Below are 17,377 nucleotides of genomic sequence, written 5' to 3'. Positions count from 1 at the left end.
CAGCTCTTCCAAGACCCTACACTTGCTAAAAAGGGCTTGCTAAAAAGGACTTGATAGAAAGTACTTGATAAAAAGTGCCTAGTGAATATTAGGCGATAATAATGACGTGCCTCAATGTTTCCTTCATCAAATCTTTACCTTATTCGTATTGCAGCATGACGCATACAGCGCTCAGAGACGCGCGCATATCATCTCGCGAACCATTCCAGCAGATGCTCGATCAAGCGCACCGTACGCAGCGGACGATGGCGCTCACGATGATAGATCAATGACAACGGTACATCCGCCGGCTGCCATTCACTCAGCAATTCCTGCAGCTCCCCTCGCGCAAGGGCGGATTCACAGTAGAGCCTTGGCACGCGAATGATGCCGTTGCCGGCAATGGCACCACTGACCAGCACATGCCCGTTGCGGCACTCAAGCTGACCACCGACATCCACCTGCAACTCTCGAGGCTCTGCCCCGCGCGCGGTGAAGGACCAGCGCGAGACCGAGCCGACCAGGCAGCGGTGATCCACCAGCTCACCAGGCGCATTCGGGGCGCCATGACGGGCGAGATAGTCTGGGCTGGCCACCACCACGTAGGGCAATGTCATCAACGGACGCGCGATGAAATCGGCATCCTCGAGGGCGCCCATGCGCAGCGCGATATCGAAATCATCACGAATCAGATTCACGCGATGACTGCTGAAATCCAGCTCCACCTGCACTTGCGGCCACGTCTGCATGAAGGCATGCACGGCGGGCGCCAGTAGCCGCTCACCGATCGGCCCGCCGACGCTGTTGATGCGCAGCCTCCCGCGCATGGCGTTACGCTCTTCACGCACCAGCGTCACGATCTGCGCCATGTCGCCCAGCGCACTACGACATTGCGCGTGGAGAAGATGACCACTCTCGGTGAGCCGCAACGAGCGAGTGGAACGCTGCATCAAAGTCACGCCCAGCAGCTTCTCCAGCGCGGTGACCTGCTTGGACACCTGTGAACGCGATACGCCCAACGTCTCGGCGGCCCGGGTGAAACTGCCGTGATCCGCTGTCATGACAAAGGCACGGATATCGGCAAGGGGAAGCGAGTCGAGCATGTGAAGCTCTCCGGACAGTAGTGACATCGAATGAAGGAAGAGACCCTCGAGACGTCAGTCTATCAGCCAATCCGATTGAATCAGCGGCAGGACCCGATACGTCAGGCCCCGATGTCGAGTCGTCGCAACGCATCAGGGGCGCATTGGAGCGCCCCTGGTCCACGACAGTTGCCTGTCGTCCCCTCTTCATAAAGAGCAATCAGCTCATAAAGAGCAATCAGCTCATAAAGAGCAATCAGCGGTGTTACCAGCCCACGCTGGCCGACAGGGTGATTTCCATCGGATCGCCTACCAGTACGCGCGTGTCACCACCGCTGCCGTAGTAATAGGCGGTATCGAACAGATTCTTCGCATTGAGCTTGAATTCGGTGTCCGGACCGAAGAAGTCATGACGCCAGCCGACGAAGGCATCCGCGACGGTGTAGGCATCCATCGAGAAGCTGTTGTCGTCGTCACCTTCACGCTCACCGACGTAGCGCACGCCACCGCCGACACGCCACTCGCCGTAGGACGGATCAATCGCCAGATCATGTGCCAGATAGAGGCTGGCCGCGTTGAGCGCCGCATTCGGCAGACGATTGCCCTCGGTGCCTTCGGTATCCTCCAGCACTTCGGTATCGGTGTAGGCATAGCTGAACAGCAAGGAAGTACGATCCGTCAGGGCGCCTTCGAGGCTGAACTCCAGGCCTTGCGAGCCGGCTTCACCGATGGTGCGCGTGGTGCCGTTGTCCGTCACCGCCACGTTTTCCTTGCGGATCTGGTAGAGCGCCACGGACGTCGCCAGACGCGGATTCCACTGACGCTTGTAACCGATCTCATAGCCCTTGCCGAGCTCAGGGTCGAGGCTCTCGCCACTGTCGCTGTCGCTGCCGTTGGGCACAAAGGATTCGCTGTAGCTGAGGTACGCGGAGCTGGCATCGTCGATGCGATACAGCAGGTTCGCGGAGGGCAGGAACAGGTCATCGCTGTAATCGGGGTCAGACACGAAATCCTCGCCCTGCCCGCTCTGCTGATCAAACCAGGTGTAGCGCCCGCCAAGGCCCAGAATCCACTTGTCACTCAGATACCAGCGGTCGCTGACATAGACCCCGATGGCCTGACTCTCGTCGAGACGATTGCTGCGCGAGGTGTTGATGTCGTCGGAGGTCACCTGGGCCAGCTGGCCATGATTCACGTCGGTGACGGTGGAGACCGTGACGGAGTCGCCGAAATAGCGCTCATCCAGATAGTCGCGGGTGGTCTCATAATCGGCACCGATGACCAGCTGGTGACGCTGCCCCGCTATCTCGACATCACCCATGGCGTCCAGCGCCGTGTAGTGCTCGCTGCGTTCATAGCCCTGGTTCTCTTCGGCGTGCACGGTCACATCACCGCTATCGCTGACATTCGTGACGTTGGCGCGCGCATCGCTGTACTGACGACGCGTCCAGCCATAGGTCAGCTTCATGTCCCAGTTGTCGGTGACTTCCTGCTTCCACCAGGCATTGACGGACTCGTCATGGCCATAGACGCGGTTCCAGGATTCATCGAAACGCGTGCCACGCGTGACGTTGGCGGCGCTGCCGTTGTAGAAGACGGTGCCACGATCGATATCCAGCTCGTAGTCCTGATACTCGTAGCTGATCTGGGCGCTGCTGTGCTCGCCCTCCCAACGCAAGGACGGGGCGATGGTGGTGCGGCGGTCATTGCCGTACTCGCGCCAGGAGTCTTCATCCTCATGCGAGAGGATGAAGCGATAGGCCAGGCCGGTATCCTCGATGGGACCGGTGGTGTCCAGGGTGGTATTGCCACCGCCGAAGGAGCTGACTTCACCGCTGATCTCGGTGTGCGTCTCGTACTGCGGACGCTTGGTGACCATGTTGATCACGCCGCCGGGGTTCTGCTGGCCCTGGAAGAGCGATGACGGCCCCTTGAGGACTTCGACGCGGTCCACCGTCGCCGTGGTGTAGGTACGGCGCGGCTGACGGATGCCATCGATCAGCATCGAGCCATCGCTGTTGCTGCCGAAGCCTCGCTTGACGAAGCCGTCTTCGGTGCCCCCCAGCGTATTGCCCAGCTGAATGCCAGCCACCGGCTGCAGCGACTCTTCCAGGTCATCGAGATTGAAGTCGTGCATGACCTGCCGGGTCACCACATTGATGGTGCGGGCCTGCTCGAGAAACTCCACCGACTGCTTGTTGGCAAGGCTTGAGGCCTCTGCACGGTAACTGCCCGGCGCCACTTCCGATTCCCGCTGGCCGGTGACCACCATCACCGAGCTTGCGACTGCCGAGGCGTCCTGTGCCGACTCACCTGCCGCCAGTGTGGTACTCGGCAATGCCATGAGGCTGAAGACCAGACAGGAAAATGGCCCCTTGCTCTTGCTGACGGTGCTCTTGCTGACGGTATTCTTGTTGACGACGTGGTTGCGAGAATGACTTGGCACCTGGAACCCTTCTATGTGATGTGCCAGCGTCCTGCTGAATCAACATCTCGCCCTGTATTCGACAGAGCATGGCCATGACTGACGCCCCCTGCGCCAGCAAATTGAGCGCGAATGATAATCTTTAGCATAAAGTGTCGCAACGTTATCTCGAGAATCCACCCAGCAGGTGGCCGAAATCATCGCCATTGGTCATGATGAAAGCAGTCTCTTGCGCTCAAGGGTAAGATGACGCTCCTCATTGAGGAGCACTCGTGGGTCGCCGAGCCATCAAAGGGGGTGACGAGCGGGACAATGCTGCAGGACATTGACACAGGGAGAATGATCGCTCTACCCTGTAGAGGTAGAACAAACGCTCTCCCTGAAATCTTCGACGATGGTCCTTCCATGATTCAGCACGACATCGCCGCTCGCCTGGAAGCCCTCTTCAGCCAGCGTGGCTTCGCAGAACCCAGTGTGTCAGAGCTCAAGGCTGCCTCTGGCGTGAGCCTACGCACCCTCTACCGACATTTTCCTTCCAAGGAAAGCATGGTCATCGGTGCCCTCCAGCATCGCCATGAGCGCTACCTCGCCTTTCTTGAGGACGAGGTGCCCAGCGATGGCGCCGCTGCGCTCAGTCATCTTTACCGACGACTGGGCCACTGGATGAAGCACGAAGCCCCCAATGGCTGCATGTCGATCAATGCGTTGGCGGCCTTTCCTGACAATCGTGACGTCAGTGATGCCGTCACCCGTCACAAGCGGGAAACCCTCCATTGGCTTGGCACGCGCAGTCGCCGCGAAGATCTCGCCAACGAATTGTTCCTGATTCATGAAGGGGCATCCTCGGCCTGGCTAGTACTGGGCGACACAGCGATCGAAGCGGCACTATCCACCACCCTCACCCTCCTGGGAGAACCTCGCAAATGAGCACTGTATCCACACGCCATGACACCATGCACGGTATCTATCTGACCGGCCACGGCGGCCCGGAGGTGCTGGAAGTGCTGGAAGTGCGCGACGACATCCCCCGTCCGGTTCCCGGCCCGCGCGACGTACTGGTGCGCGTCGGGGCTGCTGGCGTCAACAACACCGACATCAACACACGCCTGGCGTGGTACTCCAAGGGCGATGGCGGCTTCGCCGAATACACCAAGGTGGCAGCACGCCATGCACACCCCATCAAGAGCGCACTGAGCGATGTGGAACTGGCCTCATTCCCATGTTCCTACTCCACCGCCGAGAACCTGCTGACACGCACGCAGCTTGCCAAGGGGGATCGCGTGTTGATCACCGGCGCCTCAGGGGGGGGGCGGCTCTGCAGCCGTTCAGCTCGCCAAGGCACGTGGTGCTCATGTGATCGCCATCACCAGCGCTGCCAAGGCAGAGTCGCTGCCCAGGCCGTCTTCCAGCAGAAAGGTCATGTGGGCAAGGTCGTGCTCAAGGTTTGCCAGGACTGAGTCAGTTTCCTCAGGGACTGATGGCCAGAATGCAAAAGGGCTACCCGATGGGTAGCCCTTTTTGATTGCCAGACAGCGGCAACTTCACAAGACATTAGACATTGTGTCTTGAGGGTCAGTCGGCGCGCTTGTCTTCGGTATTGGTGTCGAAGTCACTCGCCGAGTGGCGTTCGATCAGCTGCTCATGCGGCTCCCCCCAGAAACGATTGACCATGCGACCACGCTTGACCGCAGGACGCTCGGCAATCGACTTGGCCCAGCGCTGCACATGGGGATAGTCCTGCACGGAAAGGAACTCGGCAGCGTAGTAGAGCTTGCCCTCGGCAAGCGCGCCATACCAGGCATAGATGGCGATGTCCGCGATGCTGTATTCATCACCCGCGATGTAGGCATTGTCAGCCAACTGACGATCCAGCACGTCCAATTGACGCTTGGTCTCCATCGCGAAACGGTTGATCGGATACTCCATCTTCTCCGGGGCGTAGGCATAGAAGTGGCCAAAGCCTCCACCCAGATACGGCGCGGAGCCCATCTGCCAGAACAGCCAGTTCATGACCTCGACCCGCTTGGCCGGCTCCTTGGGGATGAGCGCGCCGAACTTGTCCGCAAGATGCAGCAGGATGGAACCGGACTCGAAGACACGCACAGGCGTGTCGCCACTTCTATCCATCAGCGCGGGAATCTTCGAATTGGGATTGATCGCGACGAAGTCACTGCCGAACTGATCGCCGTCACCGATGCGGATCGGCCAGGCATCATATTCCGCACCGGAATGTCCGAGCGCCAGCAGCTCCTCGAACATGATGGTGGCCTTCACACCGTTCGGTGTCGCCATGGAGTAGAGCTGGAAGGGATGCTCCCCGACCGGCAGCTCCTGGTCATGCGTCGGTCCGGCAATAGGCCGATTGGTGCTGGCAAACTTGCCGCCACTTTCACTTTCCCATGTCCAGACCTTGGGTGGCTGATAGCTGTCGCTCATACCCTTGACTCCTTGGCATCCTGTTGAAGCTTCAAGACTGCGATGGCGTCAGAAACGTCGCTGTTGTGGCGCTCTGACTCGGTAGCCCAGTTATGACGGTCAGACGCTTGTGACACAAGGGGATGAAACGACGAAAGTTTGTTGGTAACATGCCACCAGTTTTTGGGGAGTAGCCCGCTCTCGTTACCCAACGAGAGTCTCGGTTGTCAACATGGTCGGCAGGCATTGCCGTGGCACCGAGGACCCACCTATCCAGATCATGCCCACGATCGGTCAGGACAAGGTTCGGCGAGACCAATGACAGTCAGACGCTTCCGGCCGGTGGTGTCTCGCTGTTATTGACTCGTAACCGGCCTGGAACTTCCTGACACATGCCTTTGCTATCGACATTCCTGCTCGCCTTTTCCATGTCCTGCGACGCCTTCGCTGCTGCCTTGTGCAAGGGTGCGGCCATTCGACGGCCGTCCCTGAAAGATGCCCTGCGCATCGGCCTCATCTTTGGCGTCATCGAAGCCATCACCCCCATGATCGGGTGGCTGATCGGTCGCTCATTGGCCGTCTACGTCGAACAGTGGGACCACTGGATCGCCTTCGCTCTGCTGTTGCTGCTCGGTCTCCACATGATTCATGAGGGGCTCTCCAAGGACGAGGAAGATGAGGATTGCAGCACGCCGCAATCGTTGCCCCGCCTGATGCTGACTGGCCTTTCCACCAGCATCGATGCCATGGCCGTCGGTGCCGGGCTTGCCTTTGCTGGCGTGAATATCATCACCACTGCGCTGGCGATCGGCACCGCCACCTTCGTGATGGCCACCACCGGTGTGATGCTCGGGGGCGTATTGGGCAAGATGGTCGGCAAGCGCGCGGAAATCATCGGTGGCCTGGTGTTGATCGGCATCGGCACGACCATCCTGCTGGAACACACCGGCTATCTTGGCTAAGGCTTTCCCCAGCAGGCCAGAGCCTCCAGCAAGGGGGCTCTGGCCCGACCAGTCCCTGCCCCTGGCGATGGATGCATCTCCGCGTTCCGCCAAGGGTCCCTTGAAAACCCTGACAATGGCGTCATTCAAGAGGGACATGTGGCGTATCGCACATCTTGATATCCAACAGGGGAGCCAGATTGCATGTATACACGCAAGCTTCATCCAGGTAGTGAATTTCCGGCCATCCAGGTCCAGCGCCACAATGGCGAAACCCTGACGCTCGGCAAGCCCTAGGGCGAGCATGATTGGCAACTGGTGGTCGTCTATCGCGGCAAGCATTGCCCGATCTGCACCAAGTTCCTCAACAAGCTGACGGAATATCGTGAGCGCTTCAGCGCACAAGGCGTGGATCTCGTCTCCGTCTCTGCCGACAGCCAGCAGCAGCTGAACGAGCACCTCGAATCTCTGGATCTCAATTTCCCGATTGCCGGTGGCCTGACGGTAGAGCAGATGGAAACGCTGGGGCTGTTCATCTCCACGCCACGCAGCGAGAAGGAAACCGATCACGATTTCCCGGAGCCGGCCTTCTTCATCGTCAATGGCGAAGGCAAGGTCCAGATCGAAGAAGTCGCCAATGCGCCCTTCGTACGTCCTGACCTGGACACGCTCATCGGGGGTATCGAGTTCATCTGCAAGCCGGACAACCACTACCCGATTCGCGGCACCCGCGATTACGGCTGAACCTTTCAGGGTTCAGGTCGCGCAGGAAAGACGCCCCGCAGCCTTGGTGCTGCGGGGCGGCTTTGTATCAGGGCCTTCAAACCTGCCCTGTATCGTTGATCACTCTTTCCTCTTTCTTTCGGCTTCCTTTCGCCACTCTCTCCTTCCCCCTCCCTTCTTTGATCATCCCGCTCTTACCTCAATCTGTCCTTGCCTCACTCCGCCTGACAAGCCAGAAACGCACCTCGAATAGAAAGCACGAAAAAATCTTGATCCCGTGACATCCAGACGGGAAAGGCCAGCGTTATGAGCAGTGCAAGGGAGACAACGACACACCTGCAACCGCTAGCTGAACCTTATCTGTCTACGGAGTCGTCAAGATGAAAACAATCGCCTGTATCTCTGGTATTTTCGCTGCCCTCGCAATGAGCCCGATGGCTCAAGCCATGGAAATTCCCGAAAGCGTCACGGTGCCGAAAGGCAATGACGTCGCCATGGAAACCGTTGGCGTCGGCAAGATCAAATGGGCCTGTGAAGCAAAGGATGATGGCACCATGGGCTGGGTCTTCAAGGGTCCGGATGCCGCGCTGAATGATGCTGATGGCAAGCAGGTCGGCAAATACTATGGTCCGCCCGCCACCTGGGAATCCATGGATGGCTCCAAGATCACCGGCACACAGCTGGCGGTAGAGCCCAACGGCAAGGGCAATATTCCGCTGCAGCTGGTCGAGGCCAATCCGGCCGAAGGTGAAGGACATATGCAGGGCGTCACCTATGTGCAGCGCCTCAATACCCAGGGCGGTGCCGCACCTGACATGGCCTGTGATGAAGCTCACAAGGACAAGGTCGAAATCGTGATGTACCAGGCCGATTATCTGTTCTACAAGGCCATGTAATCTCCAACCTTGAATAAGATGGACTCACCACTCGATGTCGTGTGACAAAACGCATTGACACAGGGAAGGTGCGATTATGAAAAGCCCCGACATGCAGAAGCATGTCGGGGCTTTGTCGTCATCAATCCCGACAGAAGATGGATGATTGCGCCTGGATTTTTTGATCAATCCCGTCTGGCGACAACGGCGCCATGGCGAAGACAGACAGTCTCCCATTCAAGTGCAAAAGCCGTGAGTCTGATTCTCCCGGGCAGTGAGAAAGCTTCTGAGCCGGCGAGCTGCCGTCAGACCAGCGCCAGCATCGTATAGGGCGCTTCACAGGAATGGCGCTCGTCGCGTTCATCCACACTGCCCAGCTCGTGGTTGCGATCATTGTCATAGACCACGAACAGCCGTTCGCGATCCAGTACCGCAAGCCCCTCCGCCTTGTGCTCGAACTCCAGCACGCGACCATCCTCATGCGTCACCAGCGTCGGGGATTTGCCTGCATGGAAGTCAGCCAGCGACAGCACCCACAGATAGCCCCCAATCACCTCTTCACTGCCCTGCTCGGTCTCGAAGCTGGTCACCAGATAGAGGCGTGCGTGATAGGGGTCATATTCCAGGCTCGAAAGACCACACTCGTGATTCACGCCCTCATATTCGGCGGGATCAAAGGCATAGACGTCGTGAAGGTCCTCGATGAACTCGATATTGTCACTGTCGGTCATCGCATAGCGCGCCCCGATGACGCGACGCACGTACGCGAAGTCATCATGCGAGTTGCCTTGTTCGCGCACCCCGAACAGGATCAGCCCATCGCCCTTGTCACTCGGGACGACCGCCAGCCCTTCTATCTTGTAGTACGGCTTGCCAATGGCCGCTTCCAGCTTCTGACGAAATTCCAGTGAGCCCTCGACCCCATCACGTGGGTCCGGGTCGACCACCTGCACCTTGTCCGGCTCACCCAGCGGCCAGATCAACAGGTGATTGTAGGCATTCAGGGCATGGCTCTCGCTGTCGATGCGATCAAACCCGGTGGTTGCCAACATGTGACGGCCATCGGTGGTCAGCGCGAAGTCTTCATACTTGACCGCCTGACGAATCAGCGGGGTGGTCAGATACTCAAGCTGACGGTCATCTGGCCCACTGGAGTCCAGCGGCAATGAGAAGACGGCTGAACGCCCCTCACCCGGAATCGGCTTGTCACTCGCCATCAACAATCGCTCACCGTCATAGGCCACGGCGGATATCTCGGCATTCACCAGCTTGCCATCCTCATCCTTCAAGCCTGCCGGAAAACAATGGATCGTGCCCTGTTGCGTGATACGTACCTTCGCCATCCGTTGCTCCTCGAAACGAAACATCATGACAATGGGACAGGCCAGGCTGGATTGAGTTCGGGGCGAATACTGCAAGCTTGAGAGGACATGGCCCGGCAGCAATCAATGCATCACATTGCGAATGAAGCGCAGCATGTCAGTGCCGGTGTTGCGGTAGGCATAAGCCTGGTCACTGGGATAGACATGAAAATCGCCGGCGCGAATGACGATGTCCTCGCGTTCCAGCGTCAATGTCAGCTCTCCCTGGGTGACCACCAGCATCTCGTGCCAGCCGGCATCATCCGGGGCGGAGTCGTAACGCTCGCCGGGGGCCAGAGTCCAGCTCCATAACTCGACTTCCTGTGTGGCCGGCTTGCTGGCCAGCAGTACGGCTCGGCTCTCAGGTGCCTTCCCGACCCAGGCCACCTCATTGATACGTGCCGAATCCTCGCTTTCCGGGGGCTGCACCAGCGCGTAGAAGAGCACCCCGAGCGCCTCGGCGAGCTTGTCGAGCGTGCCGAGGCTCACATTGACGTCACCCTTCTCGATGTTCACCAGCATCCGCCGACTGATCTCGGCCTGATCCGCGAGTGCCTGCTGGCTCAGCTCGGCCGCCAGCCGCAGGCGACGGACGTTGGCCGCGACGTGAACCAGTACATCAGGTCTCTGATTTTCGTTGTGCAATATAATGCGCATCCGTACAATCTTGCCGACGACGAGGAAGTGGGGGCATAACGCCCGGCCCGCCTCCTCCCTTGCTACCTCACTGCCCACGAATCATGCCGCATGTGTTGCTGACTGACCATGCCCATCACCCACTGGATCACTCAAGGAGACCCCCATGTCCATTGCTGTCGCAGCCTCCTCTTCTCGTCTGTGGCCCGTCGCCATGTTGCTGGTCGCCATGTGCTCGATCCAGAGCGGTGCTTCGCTGGCCACTTCCCTGTTCCCGATGATCGGTGCCGCTGGCGCGACGGCGATTCGTCTGATCATCGCCTCCGTTCTGCTGCTGGCCATTCTGCGCCCATGGCGCAAGGCAGTGACACGCAAGGCCTGGAAGTCCATCACCCTCTATGGCGTGGCGCTGGGCGTGATGAACCTGCTGTTCTACCAGGCCCTCAAGACGGTGCCGCTGGGTATCGCCGTGGCACTGGAATTCACCGGCCCGCTGGCCGTGGCATTGTTGAGCTCGCGTCGTTGGCTCGACCTGGGCTGGGTCGCGCTGGCCATCATCGGACTGGTACTGCTGTTGTTGCTGGGCGAGGACACCGCTGCGCCGATCGACCCCGTCGGTGCCGCCTTCGCCCTCGGCGCCGGCGTGTGCTGGGCGCTCTACATCCTGTTCGGCCAGAAGGCCGGGGCAGGCAACGGTACTCAGAGTGCTGCGTTGGGCATCACGATCGCGGCGGTGGTGGTCGCACCCATCGGCGTGATGGAGGCGGGCAGCGCCATGTTCTCACTCGAGATATTGCCGCTGGCCTTGGCCGTCGCCGTGCTCTCGACCGCCCTGCCCTATACGCTCGAGATGATCGCTCTACCGCGCCTGCCCACTCATACCTTCGGCACCCTGATGAGTCTGGAGCCGGCCGTGGCGGCGCTGTCCGGGCTACTGTTCCTCGGCCAGACACTGGGCCTACTTCAATGGCTTGCCATTGGACTGGTGATCACCGCCTCGGTTGGCACGACGCTGACCGGTCGGCGCACGGACGTCTTCGACGCCCCGATACCGGACTGAACAACGTGTGAGTCATGGTCGTTTCTCATGGCCCAGCGTGGTATATCGTTCTTTCCTTCATCACGTCCCATGAAAGCAGGAGGCAGCCGATGACCTTGCAGCGTTCACCGTCCTCACCCCCCACCGCCCTGCGCGCCACCGTGCAGATGGGAATCTGGTTCGGGCTGAGCTTTCTCACTGCCGCCATCGGTGCACTGGCTTCGGTAGATGCCAAGGCCTTCTACGCAAGCCTCACTCAGCCCGCCTGGGCACCTCCGGCAGGCGCCTTCGGACCGGTCTGGACGGCGCTCTTTGTAATGATGGCACTCGCCGCCTGGCGGGTCGCGCGCGACGGCCTGCATGCCAGCAACGGTTTCCGCTCGCGCCATCGTCTGGCGCTCGGACTCTTCGTGGTGCAACTGATCGTCAATGCCCTGTGGAGCTGGCTGTTCTTTGCCTGGCATCTCGGTCAGGCGGCCTTCATCGATGTGCTGGTGCTGTGGACGCTGATCGCCGTCACCCTGTTCACCTTCTGGCGCATCAATCGCTTCGCCGGGCTGTTGATGCTGCCCTATCTGGCATGGGTGACGCTGGCCAGTGCGCTGACCTGGTCCGTCTGGCAAGCCAATCCCGCCTTGCTGGGGAGCTGAGCGCTGCGCACCGTGAGCCTCTCGCCCTGACGAACACACCAGATACGCCAACGCCCGGCCGACACTCTGCAGGAGTCTCGGCCGGGCGTTGGCGTATGAAGCACTGTCTTTTGAATCGTCCTCTTGCTGTCGCGACCCTGCCGCCATGGGCTTTGATGAGTGATCAGAGCTGCTGACGCGCCTTCAAGCGACCTTCCTCCACCACCAGCACGCGATCCGCGACCTTGCGCAGCAGCGCCGCATCATGACTGACCAGCACCAGCGCCGTACCCTGCTCCCGCACCATCTTCACCATGCAGGCGATCACCTCCTGCTGGACCAGCGGATCGAGACGTGAGGTCGGCTCATCGGCGAACACGAAGCGCGGCTTGATCAGCATCAGGCGCAACAGCGCAAAACGTTGCAGCTCGCCACCCGAGACCTGCCCCGGCAGACGCGAGAGCAATTCCGGCGCCAGACTCAGTTGCGCCATCAGCTGCGCAAGCTGGCTGTCATCGAGACGATGGCGTGCGCTGAGATCCTTCAGCAGGCGGCCCAGTGTCCGGCGTGGCGGGAAGGTCGCCACGGGGTCCTGATAGAGCTTCTGATACTCAAGCATCTCGGCGCTGCGCACCACTTTCCCTGAATACGGAGCCAGCAGGCCGAGCAGCGCATCCCCCAGCGATGACTTGCCGCAACCTGACGCGCCCTGGATGCCGATGATCTCACCGCCCTTCACGCTGAGCTCCACGTCACGCAGCAGCGAGGTGCCCCCGCGCGCGATGGTCAGATTCTCGGCACGGAGGATGGTCTCGCCTGCCGCCTTGCCATCACGGCTTGCACTGTCCGCTGCCGGCTTGAAGGCGGCCTCCGGCCAGGCCTGCGGCGCGGCATTCACCAGGCGCTGGGTATAGGCATGTGTCGGCGCGGCCAGCACGTCACGCGTCGCGCCCTGCTCGATCACTTCGCCCTTGCGTACCACCATCAGGCGGCCGCCGATCTGGTGCGCCAGCGCCATGTCATGGGTGATGACCATCAAGCCGGCACGCGGTGTCTCGGCCAGTGACTTGAGCAGCAGCTCGCCGATCTCGCTGACGCGGGCGGCGTCCAGCCCCTTGGTCGGCTCGTCGGCGATCAACAGCGGCGCGCCGCCGGCGCGGGCGGCCACGAAGGCCACACGTTGCGCCATGCCACCGGACAGCTTGCCCGGCAGCTGCTCCCCGGCGGCAGCGACACCCAACTGCTCCAGATCACTGCGCGCGGCCGCATGAGAGGCCTGCGCCGAACGCCCTGCGACCAGACGATATGCCTCACCGACCTGATGAATCACCTTCATCAGCGGGTCCAGCGCCAGCCAGGGCTCTTGGGGCAATACCGCCAGGCGGCGACCCCAGAGCGGGCGACGATTCTCTGGCGTGTGCAGAGGATATTGCTCGCCGTCGAGCCACAGGCTGCCGGAGGCCACAAGCTCCGGAGGCAGCGTGCCCAGCAGGGCCTGAGCCAGCAGACTCTTGCCGGACCCCGTCTCACCGATCACCACTAGTGGCTCTCCCGGCTTGAGCGCAAGCGAGACAGGCGCCAGCAGCGCCGCCTGCACGCCGCGGACCCGCACGCTCACTTCCTCTGCACTCAGCACCACATCATCCGCCGTTGCCCCATGCCGCGTGTGAGAGGCAGGCGTGGTCATTGTCGCGACATTCATGGGCGCGCTCCTTCGAGGGTGTCTGCGGCGGTTGACGTTCTGGCCTTGCTGCCGGACATCAGCAACAGCCCCAGCAACAGCAGGAAGGTGACCAGCACCGGCGTCAGCAGCGCGAACGGCGCTTCACGCCAATACGGCAACAGCTCGACCATCATGGTGCCCAGCTCCGGCGTGGGCTCCGGAATGCCGACGTGCACGAAGCCCAGCGCGGCAATCGCCATCAGGGCGTTGGCCATGCCGAAGGCTATCGCCGTCATCATCACTGGCGCCATTTCCGGCCACAGGTGATGGCGAAAACGGTACCAGGCTCCGAAGCCCAGCAGACGACTGGCCTCAACGCCGGGACTCGCCAGCACGCTGCGACCGGTGGCGCGGGCCAGGCGGAAGAATTCCACCCACAGCACCAGCGACAGGCCCAACCACAATGCCAGTGGCGTCGACGGCAGGATGACGCTGACCATCAGCACCAGCAGCAACCCCGGCAATGCCAGCAGGCTGTCTGCCACCAGGCTCAACAGGCGCTCGGCCCAGCCACCGCGTCCCGCGGCCAGCAGACCCAGCGAGATGCCTGAAAACGCGGCCAGAATCACCGCCCCTGCGGCAATGGAAAGCGACAGCCCGAGCGCCGCCACCAGACGGTGATACAGAGAGCGCCCAAGGTGGTCATAGCCCAGCGGGGCGCTGGTGATCACCTCACCGGCGTCAGTGACACCGACGGCATCCGCGCCCTGCAGCGCACGATAGAGATGCTGCTCCAGCGGGTCTCCCGGTATCACCAGATTGCCCAGCAGAGCCAACAGCACGAGGCTCGCGACCAGCGCGGCCCCGATCACCCGGCGCAATGGCCAGTCAAGACATGGACGACGCACGGCATCCACGCGCTGCGGCGCAGCCCCTTCCACCACCTGATTCATTTCACACCCCGTGGGTCCAGTTGGCGACCCAGCAGATCGACCAGCAGATTGACCAGGACAAAGCCGACGCCCAGCACCAGGGCGGTGCCCTGCACCATCGGCACATCGCGCGAGAAGATGGCGTGGACCAGCGCATGGCCGATGCCCGGCCAGCCGAAGATGCTCTCGATCACCACCACCCCTTCCACCAGGGTCACGAACTGCAGCCCCAGATAGGTCACCAGCGGCAAGGCCACATGGCGCAGGCCGTGACGCCAGAAGGTCTGGGCGTTGCTGAGGCCCTTCCAGCGTGCGAAATCATGGAAGGCCGTCTGGGTGATAGCAGCCATGGCATCGCGTGCCAGGCGTGCCGATACCGCTGCCAGCCCGAGCGCCAGCGTCATCGCCGGCAGGATGAAGTGCTGCGGCTCACCATGACCGGCGGCCGGCAGCAGCCCCATCTCCACGGAGGTCAGCAGGATCAGCACCAGCGCCAGCAAAAACTGCGGTGTGGCACGCAGCAGACTGCAGACGGCCAGCAGGCTACGGTCCAGCCAGCCACCGGCACGCAGACCGGCCAGCAGCCCCAGCGGCGGGCCGATCAACAGCGAGATGCCCAGCGCCGCGCCGGCGAGTGACAGGGAGTTGCCCAGCTGATGACGAATCTCCACCCACACCGATTCCCCGGAAATCAATGAAGTGCCCAGCTCCAGGCGCAGGATATCGCCCAGCCAGTAGAGGAAGTGCAAGCCGCCTTGTGCCTCGAGGCCCAGCTCGGCGCGCACCGAGGCCGCAGCGGCCGCATCCAGCGCGTCATAGCCATAGCGACCGGCCGCGATACGCCAGGCGGCATCGCCGGGCAGACTCTGCATCATCAGATAGCTGGCGCCGCCGACCATCAGCATCACCATCAATAGCTGCAACAGACGTGAAGGGAGATTCATGGTGCCCACCGCAATTCTGAAAGGCCGAAACTACGCTCCCAGGGGTCTACCTGAGCGCGTTGCAGTCGATGGGAGATCGCCAGGTTCTGGTAGTACCAGGCGATGGGGATCACGGGTAATGCCTGCTGGATCACGCCACTGGCCTGCGCTCGCGGGTCCTCACCTTCGGGCGTGGGGCCGTAGCCCTCGCGTGCCATGCGCTCAAGCTCTGCGGTGAAGTCCGCATCGAACCAGCCCATCGCGCCCCAGTCGCCACCGGGGGCTTCAGGCGTTCCCGCGTAATCGCTCAGCACGTTGCCGATGGGGTCCGGCACCATGGCCAGATTGCGCGCGAACAGCGCCATGTCGAGGCTGCCGTCATGATGACCGGCCGGAATCGCCGAGAAATTGGTGATATCGAGGCGCGTCTGGATGCCGATGGCGTGGAACTGACGCTCCAGCACCGTGGCGACCAGCGGTAGCTCCGGACGGTCCGAGAAGGTGATCAGGCTGATCGCGAGGCGCTGACCGTCCTTTTGACGAACGCCATCCTCGCCGACGGTCCAGCCAGCGGCGTCCAGCAATGCACGCGCTTCAAAGACATCCTGATGGAGCTCGGGCAGCGCGGGGTCATGCCAGCCTTCCACCATCGGCGGGAACAGCTGGCTGGCCCCGCGCGGATATCGCAGCACGACCTGCGCGATGGCGGTGCGATCGATCGCCAGGCTCAAGGCACGCCGCACATCAGGGTCCTGGAAGGCCGGATGATTGGCGTTGACCTTCAACAGCATCGTGCGCGGCGTCGCGGCCGCCGCCAGGGTCACGCGCGGCGACTGGGAGAGACGCTGACGACTGGCGGGGTCCAGCCCGTAGGTGAAGTCGGCATCTCCGCTCTCGGCGATCAATGCCCTGCCCTCGGCGCGACTGACCGCCTGATAGCGCGCCTGGCGCACCTCGGGCTGCTCGCCCCAGTAGTCCTCGAAGGCGGTGACTTCGAGGCTCAAGGGCGGCGTCATGCGCAGCATGCGATAAGGGCCGGTACCAATGACCTGCTGGGCAGTGCCTGACTCATCGAAGGACGCCGGTGCCAGAATCTGCTGGCGATAATCGGCCAGATAGGCGGGCAACGCGGCGAAGGGCTCGCTGAGGGCAATCACCAGCGTATGGTCATCTGCGGCGACGATCCGCTCGATTGGCACTGACTTCAAGATGCCCGGCTTGGCACGGGCGATCTCGAGACTCTGACGCGCGACTTCGGCATCCAGACGGCTGCCATCATGGAACTGCACGCCGGAGCGCAGCGTGAAGCGCCACTCCAGGCCGTCATCCGAGACCTTCCAATCGATCGCCAACCCCGGCTGAAGCTCTCCCGTGGCATCCACCTCGACCAATGCCTCGACGACCTGCATGCGCTGGAAAAGGATACCGCTGAGCAGCGGGTCCGCTCCCTTGATGTCAAAGGGCGCGACGATCTCCAGACGACGCGACGTCGCCTGCTCATCGCCCGAAGACTGAGCGGATGCCTTGACGGCCTGAGGCATGCCAAGACCGAGCACCATGAGCGTCATTCCCAGCCAGCACGTGATCTGCTCAGCCACGGGCCGGGAATGCCTTGCAGACCTGGAAGGATCAGCCGACACGGGAGCTGTCAGAGAGCGGAAAAGCGACTTGTACCATCGCCGTTCAGCGTCAGGAGGCCTGAGCCTGCTCAGAGGGTGGACCATCGTCATTGCGCATCCTGTCAAAAAGACATG

The 17,377-nt window shown here is 61.5% G+C and carries 16 protein-coding genes; 7 read left to right on the top strand and 9 right to left on the bottom strand.

The window, feature by feature from the left end; all coding sequences use genetic code 11:
* Nucleotides 1–188: 188 nt before the first annotated feature.
* Both ACZYGA_RS13415 and ACZYGA_RS13410 read right to left on the bottom strand, forming a co-directional pair.
* On the bottom strand, nucleotides 189–1,082 hold the full coding sequence (locus ACZYGA_RS13415; RefSeq protein ID WP_404625355.1) for a LysR family transcriptional regulator: 894 nt from the start codon (nucleotides 1,080–1,082) through the stop codon (nucleotides 189–191).
* A 244-nt stretch (nucleotides 1,083–1,326) separates the two neighbouring features.
* Nucleotides 1,327–3,507 (bottom strand): TonB-dependent siderophore receptor, encoded by a 2,181-nt coding sequence (locus tag ACZYGA_RS13410; RefSeq protein ID WP_404625353.1) that lies wholly within the window; start codon nucleotides 3,505–3,507, stop codon nucleotides 1,327–1,329.
* Between the two features lie 384 nt (nucleotides 3,508–3,891).
* Here ACZYGA_RS13410 and ACZYGA_RS13405 point away from each other — a divergent pair, with 384 nt between their 5' ends.
* Both ACZYGA_RS13405 and ACZYGA_RS13400 read left to right on the top strand, forming a co-directional pair.
* Nucleotides 3,892–4,413: a TetR/AcrR family transcriptional regulator gene (locus tag ACZYGA_RS13405; RefSeq protein ID WP_289864216.1), complete on the top strand. Its 522-nt coding sequence runs from the start codon at nucleotides 3,892–3,894 to the stop codon at nucleotides 4,411–4,413.
* A complete protein-coding gene (locus ACZYGA_RS13400) occupies nucleotides 4,410–4,943 on the top strand; it encodes an MDR/zinc-dependent alcohol dehydrogenase-like family protein (protein ID WP_404625351.1) in 534 nt (177 codons plus the stop codon). Before ACZYGA_RS13405 ends, ACZYGA_RS13400 begins: the two co-directional genes overlap by 4 nt.
* Before the next feature lie 115 nt (nucleotides 4,944–5,058).
* Here ACZYGA_RS13400 and yghU read toward each other — a convergent pair whose 3' ends face one another.
* Complete coding sequence (gene yghU, locus ACZYGA_RS13395; RefSeq protein WP_404625349.1) at nucleotides 5,059–5,922, bottom strand: glutathione-dependent disulfide-bond oxidoreductase; 864 nt, start codon at nucleotides 5,920–5,922, stop codon at nucleotides 5,059–5,061.
* A 371-nt stretch (nucleotides 5,923–6,293) separates the two neighbouring features.
* Here yghU and ACZYGA_RS13390 point away from each other — a divergent pair, with 371 nt between their 5' ends.
* From ACZYGA_RS13390 to ACZYGA_RS13380, 3 genes are all read left to right on the top strand, one after another.
* Nucleotides 6,294–6,863 (top strand): manganese efflux pump MntP, encoded by a 570-nt coding sequence (locus ACZYGA_RS13390; RefSeq protein ID WP_077376891.1) that lies wholly within the window; start codon nucleotides 6,294–6,296, stop codon nucleotides 6,861–6,863.
* Nucleotides 6,864–7,160: 297 nt separating this feature from the next.
* A complete protein-coding gene (locus ACZYGA_RS13385; RefSeq protein WP_404625347.1) occupies nucleotides 7,161–7,586 on the top strand; it encodes a redoxin domain-containing protein in 426 nt (141 codons plus the stop codon).
* A gap of 425 nt (nucleotides 7,587–8,011) precedes the next feature.
* The gene (locus tag ACZYGA_RS13380; RefSeq protein ID WP_404625345.1) at nucleotides 8,012–8,461 is read left to right on the top strand and encodes a DUF3455 domain-containing protein; all 450 of its coding nucleotides are present in this window, start codon (nucleotides 8,012–8,014) and stop codon (nucleotides 8,459–8,461) included.
* Between the two features lie 284 nt (nucleotides 8,462–8,745).
* Here ACZYGA_RS13380 and ACZYGA_RS13375 read toward each other — a convergent pair whose 3' ends face one another.
* Entirely contained in the window at nucleotides 8,746–9,783 is a 1,038-nt protein-coding gene (locus tag ACZYGA_RS13375) for a hypothetical protein (protein WP_404625343.1), read from the bottom strand.
* Between the two features lie 102 nt (nucleotides 9,784–9,885).
* Complete coding sequence (locus ACZYGA_RS13370) at nucleotides 9,886–10,458, bottom strand: helix-turn-helix domain-containing protein (RefSeq protein ID WP_077376906.1); 573 nt, start codon at nucleotides 10,456–10,458, stop codon at nucleotides 9,886–9,888.
* A 145-nt stretch (nucleotides 10,459–10,603) separates the two neighbouring features.
* Here ACZYGA_RS13370 and rhtA point away from each other — a divergent pair, with 145 nt between their 5' ends.
* Together rhtA and ACZYGA_RS13360 are read left to right on the top strand one after the other, a co-directional pair.
* Nucleotides 10,604–11,497: a threonine/homoserine exporter RhtA gene (gene rhtA / locus ACZYGA_RS13365; RefSeq protein ID WP_303567320.1), complete on the top strand. Its 894-nt coding sequence runs from the start codon at nucleotides 10,604–10,606 to the stop codon at nucleotides 11,495–11,497.
* A gap of 89 nt (nucleotides 11,498–11,586) precedes the next feature.
* Nucleotides 11,587–12,126 carry a TspO/MBR family protein gene (locus ACZYGA_RS13360; protein WP_254696469.1) on the top strand — a complete coding sequence of 180 codons (540 nt, stop codon included), beginning with the start codon at nucleotides 11,587–11,589 and terminating at the stop codon, nucleotides 12,124–12,126.
* 163 nt (nucleotides 12,127–12,289) lie between these two features.
* Here ACZYGA_RS13360 and ACZYGA_RS13355 read toward each other — a convergent pair whose 3' ends face one another.
* The 4 genes from ACZYGA_RS13355 to ACZYGA_RS13340 are packed head-to-tail and all read right to left on the bottom strand — an operon-like array spanning nucleotide 12,290 to nucleotide 17,182.
* Nucleotides 12,290–13,807, bottom strand: a complete 1,518-nt coding sequence (locus ACZYGA_RS13355; protein WP_479399354.1) for an ABC transporter ATP-binding protein — start codon at nucleotides 13,805–13,807, stop codon at nucleotides 12,290–12,292.
* A complete protein-coding gene (locus ACZYGA_RS13350) occupies nucleotides 13,804–14,721 on the bottom strand; it encodes an ABC transporter permease (protein ID WP_479399353.1) in 918 nt (305 codons plus the stop codon). Before ACZYGA_RS13350 ends, ACZYGA_RS13355 begins: the two co-directional genes overlap by 4 nt.
* Nucleotides 14,718–15,644, bottom strand: coding sequence for an ABC transporter permease (locus ACZYGA_RS13345; protein ID WP_479399351.1), 927 nt, complete (start codon nucleotides 15,642–15,644; stop codon nucleotides 14,718–14,720). The genes ACZYGA_RS13350 and ACZYGA_RS13345 overlap by 4 nt, the downstream gene beginning before the upstream one ends.
* Entirely contained in the window at nucleotides 15,641–17,182 is a 1,542-nt protein-coding gene (locus ACZYGA_RS13340; protein WP_479399349.1) for an ABC transporter substrate-binding protein, read from the bottom strand. The genes ACZYGA_RS13345 and ACZYGA_RS13340 overlap by 4 nt, the downstream gene beginning before the upstream one ends.
* Nucleotides 17,183–17,377: the final 195 nt, after the last annotated feature.

The sequence above is a fragment of the Cobetia sp. BL01 genome (genome assembly GCF_056493605.1).
The sequence above is the reverse complement of the archived record's forward strand: the minus strand, read 5'-3'. Positions and strand labels throughout refer to the sequence as shown.

Excerpts from the sequence above, each read along its gene's own strand:
- ACZYGA_RS13415 (WP_404625355.1), bottom strand. The coding sequence starts at position 1,082 with ATGCTCGACTCGCTTCCCCTTGCCGATATCCGTGCCTTTGTCATGACA.
- ACZYGA_RS13405 (WP_289864216.1), top strand. The coding sequence starts at position 3,892 with ATGATTCAGCACGACATCGCCGCTCGCCTGGAAGCCCTCTTCAGCCAG.
- ACZYGA_RS13400 (WP_404625351.1), top strand. The coding sequence starts at position 4,410 with ATGAGCACTGTATCCACACGCCATGACACCATGCACGGTATCTATCTG.
- yghU (WP_404625349.1), bottom strand. The coding sequence starts at position 5,922 with ATGAGCGACAGCTATCAGCCACCCAAGGTCTGGACATGGGAAAGTGAA.
- ACZYGA_RS13390 (WP_077376891.1), top strand. The coding sequence starts at position 6,294 with ATGCCTTTGCTATCGACATTCCTGCTCGCCTTTTCCATGTCCTGCGAC.
- ACZYGA_RS13380 (WP_404625345.1), top strand. The coding sequence starts at position 8,012 with ATGGAAATTCCCGAAAGCGTCACGGTGCCGAAAGGCAATGACGTCGCC.
- ACZYGA_RS13375 (WP_404625343.1), bottom strand. The coding sequence starts at position 9,783 with ATGGCGAAGGTACGTATCACGCAACAGGGCACGATCCATTGTTTTCCG.
- ACZYGA_RS13370 (WP_077376906.1), bottom strand. The coding sequence starts at position 10,458 with ATGCGCATTATATTGCACAACGAAAATCAGAGACCTGATGTACTGGTT.
- rhtA (WP_303567320.1), top strand. The coding sequence starts at position 10,604 with ATGTCCATTGCTGTCGCAGCCTCCTCTTCTCGTCTGTGGCCCGTCGCC.
- ACZYGA_RS13360 (WP_254696469.1), top strand. The coding sequence starts at position 11,587 with ATGACCTTGCAGCGTTCACCGTCCTCACCCCCCACCGCCCTGCGCGCC.
- ACZYGA_RS13355 (WP_479399354.1), bottom strand. The coding sequence starts at position 13,807 with ATGAATGTCGCGACAATGACCACGCCTGCCTCTCACACGCGGCATGGG.
- ACZYGA_RS13350 (WP_479399353.1), bottom strand. The coding sequence starts at position 14,721 with ATGAATCAGGTGGTGGAAGGGGCTGCGCCGCAGCGCGTGGATGCCGTG.
- ACZYGA_RS13345 (WP_479399351.1), bottom strand. The coding sequence starts at position 15,644 with ATGAATCTCCCTTCACGTCTGTTGCAGCTATTGATGGTGATGCTGATG.
- ACZYGA_RS13340 (WP_479399349.1), bottom strand. The coding sequence starts at position 17,182 with ATGGTGCTCGGTCTTGGCATGCCTCAGGCCGTCAAGGCATCCGCTCAG.